This is a genomic window from Bacillus sp. AFS001701, assembly GCF_002559405.1.
In the GTDB taxonomy this organism is placed as follows: domain Bacteria; phylum Bacillota; class Bacilli; order Bacillales; family Bacillaceae_G; genus Gottfriedia.
This window is the reverse complement of sequence record NZ_NTZO01000139.1, coordinates 1-8,528: the sequence shown is the minus strand read 5'-3', so window position 1 is coordinate 8,528 and position 8,528 is coordinate 1. Positions and strand designations below refer to the sequence as shown.

At 33.0% G+C, this 8,528-nt stretch carries 7 protein-coding genes and 3 pseudogenes; 1 reads left to right on the top strand and 9 read right to left on the bottom strand.

Features of this window, described 5'->3' with window-relative positions:
- Positions 1–208: 208 nt before the first annotated feature.
- Positions 209–880: pseudogene (locus tag CN514_RS10995) on the bottom strand (DUF3885 domain-containing protein).
- A 140-nt stretch (positions 881–1,020) separates the two neighbouring features.
- A complete protein-coding gene (locus CN514_RS10990; protein WP_098232613.1) occupies positions 1,021–1,857 on the bottom strand; it encodes a GNAT family N-acetyltransferase in 837 nt (278 codons plus the stop codon).
- A 275-nt stretch (positions 1,858–2,132) separates the two neighbouring features.
- Here CN514_RS10990 and CN514_RS10985 point away from each other — a divergent pair, with 275 nt between their 5' ends.
- A complete protein-coding gene (locus CN514_RS10985) occupies positions 2,133–2,393 on the top strand; it encodes a hypothetical protein (RefSeq protein WP_098232612.1) in 261 nt (86 codons plus the stop codon).
- Positions 2,394–2,871: 478 nt separating this feature from the next.
- On the opposite strand, the pseudogene CN514_RS25300 reads toward CN514_RS10985, so the two are convergent.
- From CN514_RS25300 to CN514_RS26995, 7 genes and pseudogenes are all read right to left on the bottom strand, one after another.
- Positions 2,872–2,971 (bottom strand): annotated as a pseudogene (locus CN514_RS25300) (DUF2441 domain-containing protein); the annotation flags it as partial.
- A gap of 831 nt (positions 2,972–3,802) precedes the next feature.
- Complete coding sequence (locus tag CN514_RS10980) at positions 3,803–3,997, bottom strand: DUF2187 family protein (RefSeq protein ID WP_098232611.1); 195 nt, start codon at positions 3,995–3,997, stop codon at positions 3,803–3,805.
- A 568-nt stretch (positions 3,998–4,565) separates the two neighbouring features.
- Positions 4,566–4,844, bottom strand: a complete 279-nt coding sequence (locus CN514_RS10975; protein ID WP_098232610.1) for a hypothetical protein — start codon at positions 4,842–4,844, stop codon at positions 4,566–4,568.
- A gap of 173 nt (positions 4,845–5,017) precedes the next feature.
- Positions 5,018–5,809 carry a 3-hydroxy-5-phosphonooxypentane-2,4-dione thiolase gene (lsrF, locus tag CN514_RS10970; RefSeq protein WP_098232609.1) on the bottom strand — a complete coding sequence of 264 codons (792 nt, stop codon included), beginning with the start codon at positions 5,807–5,809 and terminating at the stop codon, positions 5,018–5,020.
- Positions 5,810–5,812: 3 nt separating this feature from the next.
- Positions 5,813–6,181 carry a cupin domain-containing protein gene (locus CN514_RS10965; protein ID WP_098232608.1) on the bottom strand — a complete coding sequence of 123 codons (369 nt, stop codon included), beginning with the start codon at positions 6,179–6,181 and terminating at the stop codon, positions 5,813–5,815.
- 19 nt (positions 6,182–6,200) lie between these two features.
- Positions 6,201–7,763 carry an autoinducer-2 kinase gene (lsrK, locus tag CN514_RS10960; RefSeq protein ID WP_098232607.1) on the bottom strand — a complete coding sequence of 521 codons (1,563 nt, stop codon included), beginning with the start codon at positions 7,761–7,763 and terminating at the stop codon, positions 6,201–6,203.
- Positions 7,764–7,767: 4 nt separating this feature from the next.
- A pseudogene (locus tag CN514_RS26995) lies at positions 7,768–8,182 on the bottom strand (sugar-binding domain-containing protein).
- Positions 8,183–8,528 lie beyond the last annotated feature (346 nt).

Sequence of the window (8,528 nt, the reverse complement as noted above, 5' to 3'; positions counted from 1 at the left end):
AAGTCCGTATGCTTTTGTTGTTGTAATTAATACACTTTCATTTAGAATTCCATTCATTTTCGATCCGCCCCCATTTCTAACTATATAAATTCGTTAGGCGAAATGAGAAATCCTTGTTCAGCTAATTTGCCAGGTAACACAATAAAAAATCGACTAAACAGTCGATCATGGTGTTCAACTAACGCATGCTTTAGTTGTATAAGAAGTTTTACTTATTAAGTCCTAATCCACTCTCAATCCTTTTTCTATCAACATCTTTAACCCAATCAAAATACTTTTTATAGAGAAACCGTAATCTATCTACATCACGTGCAACAATTTCACAACCTCTATCGTCATAGATAAAGAAAATAATGTCCTTAGTGATATTAACGAAAAAAACATCTGGATAATCTATTGAGCAGCCTCCAAGCCTTGGGTTCAATGGGAAATCTTCATTACACGCTGCCTTTAGTAATTGGTGTACATTGAAATCTTTCCGTTGACATTTTAACGAAAATTGTTGCATCTCGTATTCTTCAGCATCGTCCATATCGAACGGATATGGATATGATTTAACATGAATTTTGTTTAAATAATTTTTATTCTTTAGAAAACGCTTATAGACATTCAATTTTTTGATTCGTTTTTCATTAGTTTTGTGCTTATAAAGATTAGTTACAAGAAATAAATCATTATCCTGTTCAAATAGCTCATTAAATATTGTGGAAGTTTGTTTATATACAAGTCTAAACCTATCAAAATTTAACTCATCATTTTCTTTAAACTGATAAATACTTCCTCCAAGTTAAAAGTGGATACCGAAGTCCCATTGATAATAAACACTTGGAATTAAATCGACATTTGGAAACTTTTCGTTGAGGTAATGTTTTAAGTTCATTTATGGTTTCTCACTTTCAAAAAATCAATATAATTTAGGAGATTTATTGATAATAATTATACCATTCCTTATTGAACTAAACTGNNTTCTATTGAAGAATCGCATGAGTTAGTTCAACTAAAAAGAAAAGATTCTCATATTTAAAAAAGGATTAAAGTTGAGTCCATTATAGCTTCATATCCAATTTGAATATAAATTTTATTTGAAGTAGGATTACTGAAATCAGTATATAAGCTAGTTGTTTTATACCCACAATCTAATAAGGATTGAGTAAGTGCTGAAACACATTGGGAAGCATAACCCTTTTTTCTTTCAAAAACAGGAGTGTAGACACAACTAACAGTAATATTATTTTTCGTTGGACGTGTAGCACATGCCATAGAAACCAATTCACCATTTACTTCCCAGGCAAACAATTTTTCTTTTTTTATCATTTCTCTTGTTCTTTTATCTGCTTTTTCTTTACTAATAGGTTGGTTAATTTCATTACAAAAATGATACATCCATTCTTGAATTATATAATGATCCTTTTCTAAAACTCTCCTTATTTTTCCATTTGAGTTATATATTTTCTTAACTTTTTCAAGCTTATAAATTTTTTGGTCCATTTGGAAACTTACTTGAAATCCTTTAAGTTCAAGAAAAAAATTAGCTAGTTCTGTAGTTAATTTCTTTTCACCAATAAATCCTGGTATTTCTCTTACAGTATTAATCAACTTTTCACCTATAGAATGTATTTCCTTTAAAGTGAGATTAACAGATTTTGAAAGTATAATTTCACTGGGCTGTGTTTGAAGTAAGACCAATTCAATTTTTGAGTCTTTTATTACAGTAGCCATTAAAAATGGTTCATCTTTTTCACTTAATGATAGCAAGACGCCCAAAATCAAATTATTTTCAGCTTCATATCTCTCTAAGAAAGGAATCACATCATTCTTAAATAGTGTTAGATCATCATACTTTATTAATTTGAGCAAACAACCAACCCCTTTTGATAACCCTATATATAAAAATTATATTTCTCATAAAAAAATATAGTCAAAATTAAATAACCAAATTTTTTAATATATCAATTTCCTTGTTCATTTTCACGCAAAAAAAGACTGTCGAAACAGTCTTCTTGTGTAAGAATTGCATGCGTTAGTTAAAGAACTACCACAATAAACTTTTCACATCATTTCTGGAACAAAAGAAAGACGGGTTTTACTCCACCTTCAATACCCTTTCTTCTTTAAACTCAATGTGAAATTTTATGCTATCAGCCAACTTTTGCAAATCATCTGGTAATTCACTTATTAAGCGCGGTTTTATGGGTACCTCATCTAATACATATGAATTAGATTGGTTCCAGTCGTATACAAAGAAACCACGATTTGACAGTTCAATAAAACTATTAAGAGTGTCAGAACTGCATGGCAATTGGAGCACGGCTTCCTCAATGTCTTCAAATGGAAAATTTAACGCTTCACATGGAACAGGACCTGTTCCGAAAGTAAAAAATGCGCCAAGTTGACCATTTTTATCAGATGCAATCCATACATATCCAAACCATCATAATCATTTATTAGTTGCATTCTCATCTCTATACCATTTCTTGTCTCACTTTTTATGGATACATTTTGAGCTATTACAGGGGATATTGATGTAGTATGTACTCTGTCAGGTCTAGACTCAGAATCAGCAGTTTCTCTTTTTGAAACGGTTGTTATAAATACCATTATTTTTTTGTGGTTTTAAATAGAAAAAATACAATTAAACATATAATTGCTAAGCTGATTAATGTATTCATTAAATTTAAAATCCCCACTTTTACTCTCCTTAAAAAACTATATTTTTATATACATATTCAACAAAAACTATTCAATTCCTAATTCAACTAATCTGCCATTTTGTTGTAGACCATGAATCCTCAGATTCACAACAGTGAATGGAAGTTTTTATTGCACTCCCATGGTAGTTGAAAAAGAAATTTAAATTACAATGTAGTGAAATTAAGCTGAGAAATCTTCAATAATTTCTACTACTTCAATTTTCCCATTAATTAAAATATTCTCTAGCTTGTTCAATTTTTCGAGCGAAAGGTACCCCGTCAACTTACATAGAATATTAAAAAGAAATAATAATTAATACTTAACAATAAAGATCTATTAAATCCACATACATCAGCAGAGAGTCTAACTGACGTTTTGGACGTCTGAATGTAGCCGTTTGTTCATGTAAATCTTTTCTTATATTTATTGTAATATCCCTATTTCGAGATACTCTTAAGCCCTGCACTTCGTTAGGGTCTATAAGTATTATTTTTCATTTGTAAACTCCTATCAAAATAACACTTTATCTTCTGTAGCCCTAAGCCATCTCATTTCCTCATTCCACGATCTATGCCTGCATTTATTCAAAGAAAAGCATATACTTTTCTTCCATGCGTAGATTACCAATGTAATGATCAAAAAAACATCTGACATCTCCATTCTTAAATCGATAATCAAGCTTAAGTCAATTGATTGTGTCTTCCTAACCATGGTGTAACAAGAAAATCATTAAAATCTAAAGAATAGAATATGATGACAATACTTACATTATTGAAATCCAATTTCTTGTGGGCCCTTTTTTAGCAAACAAAAACTGGATAGCCTTTTAAAACTATCCAGTACATTCTTTTTAGCTAATATCATTGTTACTCTATTACATCTTATCAACCCATGACATTTACAAAAACATAAACAGTTTGCGTACATTTTCACATCACAAAACCTATCGGTCTGTCCCGAGTACTGGCCCCACCTACGCCAAATACGATGATGGCCACACATGCCATCCAACCTACTATTTAGTATAATAGAAAACGATTACATTTTCAATATTTAGAATATTCATTTAAAATATTTTATAACTCATGTATAACTGACTTTCCTTTTTCCTTCATACATTATCAATTACTTGATAATTTTTGTGTGCTACAACTGTTCTGTTTCCTTCAAACACCAATTCTGTTATATTATCGATTATATTTACAATAACTGTATTTTCATTGACCTTTTCAACAATCCCTTTAATTCCATTCTTAAAAAAGACATGTTCCCCTAATTCAGCTATCTTTTTTGCCTTGAATTTCATCTTCTTCTCCCCAATCATCATCATTATTTTTCTTAGTTTTACTTCATTGTTATATTTTGATTTTTCTTATTCACAATTTAAAACGCCTTCATCAATATGTAGATGAACATTAATTCGTACCAAGTTAGCTAGAACATTAATGAGTAATACGACTAAATCCTTTTTGTAATTCTAACTTATACAAATAACCTAGTGGACATTTTTTTATTCGTTTCATACAATGATGAAAAATTAAGAAGTAATGATTAAAATTCTTTTTCTTTCAAACTACTTTTTTATTATATTACCAAAATTTTAGATATAAATATAGTATTTATTTTCAATACTGAAATTTTAGGAGCGTGACATCTTCTTTTCTTTTTAGCTGCAGTTATCGTTACATCGTAATTTAATTTCCTCCAACGGTGCTTTCTTCAACAGTAAATTGATCTTCGATCTTTATGTAGATAAACTATTTAACATCAAAAACATTGATCAACTAATGCCTGTATCTAAAATTAAATCTTAATTCGATAGAATGGGCATATAAAAGATGGAATTTTAGCTCCACCTTTTTGCTAAACGTTTGTTATTTCATTTGTTTGAACGTATCAACTAGTTTAGAATCATCACCATATACACCTAATAAAAATAGTCGGTTAGTATAAAGTTGATTAGCATCAATAGTACCATCTGCAATAATTTTTTGTTTAAAGTTTCCTAAATCATCCGTAGATTTAAATCTATACACTTCGCACTCGTCTGCTGAATTTGTTGTTAGATAATATCCTTCTACTGCTGGTTCATAAGATAATTGCTCACCTTTATCTGTGATATTAACATCTTTTAAACTAATAAAAAAGTGCAAGAATTTTTTACATCCCTACACTTTTCTTAATTAATTAATTAATTATTTTTGTTATACAGTTATTGTTTTTGGACATGTCGTAACTTTAAAGTCTTGTTTACTAATCACTTCTGCTGATACTGTGTTCGTAGCATTAGGGTGGTTTTGTAAAAGGTTTCCTTTTTTTACACATATTAAGCTTTTACTTTTGAAGAAGATTCATATAAATCTACCGCTTCATTTACTGTGAATCCTTTATGAACGATGGAATGTATCGCTTTGATCATTGCAAGAGGATGCTGTGATTGCCAAATATTTCTTCCCATATCCACACCAGCTGCACCTTGCTCCATAGCATTATGCGTAATTTCTAATGCTTCACGAATTGTATCAAATTTTGGGCCACCTGCAATAACTATTGGAACCGGACACTTACTCGTTACCTGTTCAAAGTCGTCGCAGTAATAAGTCTTAACAATATCGGTTCCCATTTCAGCTAGAACTCTTGAAGCAAATGCTAAGAACCTGGCATCCCGTTTTTCAAGCTCTTTTCCAACTGCAGTAATTCCAAGTACAGGTATTCCGTAATCATGAGCATCAGTTACAACTTGAGCTAGATTTGTTACTGTTTGAGTTTCATAGTCAGAACCGATAAAAACCGAAACCCCTACACCAACAACATTATGGCGAATTGCTTCTTTTATTGAAGTAACGATCCTTTCATTCGCTAGATCCTTTCCTAACGTTGTAGGACCGCCCGAAACACGAAGAACCATTGGTTTTTTCGTATTTTTCGGAATACATGCTGCAAGTGTACCTCTTGTTAAATATAGCGAATCCGTGTATGGAAGTAAGTCTCTGACAGTTTCCTCTGGCTTTTCTAAACCTCTTATTGGCCCTAAGAAATAGCCATGATCTATCGCAAGCATTACTGCCCTTTTATTTGGTAATATTTTGTTTAATCGATTTTGAAATCCCCAGTTCACTATCTATTCACTCCTTAACTTGATGTCTGGATTCTTTATATTCACAACATCTCTTTCCAAAATATGCGGAGATTTAATGAAGAGGGCTTTAAAGGTTTTGTCAGTTTGATTGATAAGGTAATGAGCATCGCCTGGGCGGCATTGAATCATATCACCTGGTATTGTAGGAACTTTATTACCATTAATATAGAAATCTATCTTCCCTTCTAGGATATAGAAAATTTCTTCGCAAACTGTATGATAATGGTTTTGGAAGTCTTGACCTGGTTTCAATACAACCACACCAATATCTATGTTCGGACCTTTTGTTAAATATTTCGGCCCGTTGTCGCCAAACCGATAATCGAAGTCATTTTCGTGAACTTTCTTCATCCCTTCACCCCCTTTTACATTATTCCAAACCAGGTGCCTTCCACATATGAGGCGTTATACCACGATCAGCAAGTTGAAGCTGTTCTAAATATACACTTCTCCATTTTTCATAGATTTCTAGGTATTGTTCATGGTTTTCATTGTTAGGTATATGTGTCCTCTCCCACTTTACAACTTGGTTAACTGCTTGATGGATATTCTCATAAATTCCTATGCCAATCCCCGCAAATAATGCGGTGCCTAGTGCTGCTGCTTCTTTAACTACAGGTACTTTCACTGGTACTCCAATGACATCTGCAAGTGTTTGACTCCAAAGCTTTCCTTTCGAAGCACCACCTGTAAAAATAACTTCACTTGGATAAAAACCAGTTTCTTCTTCTATAATCTTTAAGTTTCCTAGTGTGATAAGCGCAGCATTTTCTTGAATAGATTTAAACATTTCTTTTTTACCAGTCTTTTGAGGATCTAGAGTGAGATTAATAAATGATGGAGATGCATGGCGCCAAGCGCCATAATTCATCGTATCTGAAAATATAGGAATAATCCCATTTGCCCCGATTGGAACATTTTTTGACTTTTCTTCTAAAATTTCATACGGGTCTCTACCAGTCACTTTTGCTTCTGTTTTTTCCAAATCACAAAATGCATCACGAAACCATCTCATTACGAGCCCGGGGAAAAAAGCAATGGTTTCTAGCTGCCATAATTCAGGCACTGCATGGCAGTTAACCCGTATACGGCCCCTTTTGTCAACTAAAGGCTGTCTCACATTGACTTCCTGCTGCCAAAATGATCCACCTGACACAACGGCTTGCCCCGCTTTTACCGCACCGACACCAACAGAAGCCATTTGAGCATCTCCGCCTCCACAAATAACCGGAGTTCCTGAATTCAAACCTGTATACGCTGCTACTCCATCCGTCACGTAACCGATAACGGTACCAGCTTCATTTACCGGCGGAAATAAATTATTTTTTAGTCCGCACATTTTTACTACATCACTTTCCCAATTCCTTTTCTCAATATCAAATATCCCTGTAGTACAGCCATTTGAAGGATCCACTTGTAGTTTCCCTGACAATTTATAAAGAATCCAATCATTAATCATAGTCATGTCAGTGGCTTTTTCATAAATCCCTGGTAAATGATTTTTTATCCACAAAAGCCTAGGCAATGCTCCTAATGCAAACATTTGACCTGATAACCTATAAATCTTGTATTCTAATTCAGGGTCTAATTCCTTTAATGCTTTGACTTCATCCGAAGCTCGAGCATCTACATTTGCACAAGCCCAAATTTCCTTACCCTTTTCATCATAAAGGACAATTCCTTCCCTCATACTCGTTGCACTTATCGCTTTTATTTTTTTTGCGTCAACTCCTGTTTCTTCAATAACAGACTTTACACACTGAATGACTAACTTCCAGTTTGTTTCCCAATCAAAATCCATAGATCCTGGATACTTTTCATTTGATAAATGGTTCCATTCTATTTGTGTAAACCCAACTTGATTTCCTAATGAATCAAACAAAACAGTGCGAATACTACCAGTACCAGCATCCAATGCCAGAATGTACGCCATTAATTTATTTCACCTCCATATTGAGTAATGAAATAGCTGTAGCATCATCTGTAATTAACGCCGTAATATACATTCCTTTTAAAGCTCCGTAGATGGCATCAATTTTTTTCTCTCCGGCACCCACGGCTATAACATTTAAGGCTCTTAGACTCTTCAAGTTCGTTCATGGTCATTTTTTCTTCCTGAATAATCGTGGCATCAGGATAAATACCGCCAATACCAACAATGATATATTTTGTGAATTTAGCCAGTTCGAGAATGTTCTTTATTGAAGGTTTAGATAAGAATTTTCCTGCCATCTCTTCGGTTGAAGCCAAAAATGGAGCAGGAATTACATGTATATCCTGAAACTTTTCCAAACCTCCCTTTTTTTGACGACGATTATGGAGATAGTAATGAACTCCCCCTGTTAAGATCACAACAGAAATATGACTAATGGTTCAATTGTCAAGTATTAAATCGTTCTGGAAACGGCTCTTCACCAGGCCAACCATATCATTCGGCTGCAGTTTGATCTGTAAATACTGAGCAGCTGCCTTTGATAAAAAATCGCTCAAATCCACTTTATTTAGAGGAGTTGGTATAATATTATTTTATGTTAAGTTCTCTTTATAGTAGTACAAGGATACTTTCATCAGCATATTTTCTGTATAACGATCTTGGCTCATCTACTACTACACCCCTTAACGAAAGTTTCCCATAAAAAAAATTGCTCACCTGCTTATTAGAAATATATCCGTAATTTTAATAATAATACCTTTCAAA

Coding starts and splice junctions, on each gene's coding strand:
- CN514_RS10985 (WP_098232612.1), top strand. CDS start 2,133: ATGCTATCAGCCAACTTTTGCAAATCATCTGGTAATTCACTTATTAAG.
- CN514_RS10980 (WP_098232611.1), bottom strand. CDS start 3,997: ATGAAATTCAAGGCAAAAAAGATAGCTGAATTAGGGGAACATGTCTTT.
- CN514_RS10965 (WP_098232608.1), bottom strand. CDS start 6,181: ATGAAGAAAGTTCACGAAAATGACTTCGATTATCGGTTTGGCGACAAC.
- lsrK (WP_098232607.1), bottom strand. CDS start 7,763: ATGGCGTACATTCTGGCATTGGATGCTGGTACTGGTAGTATTCGCACT.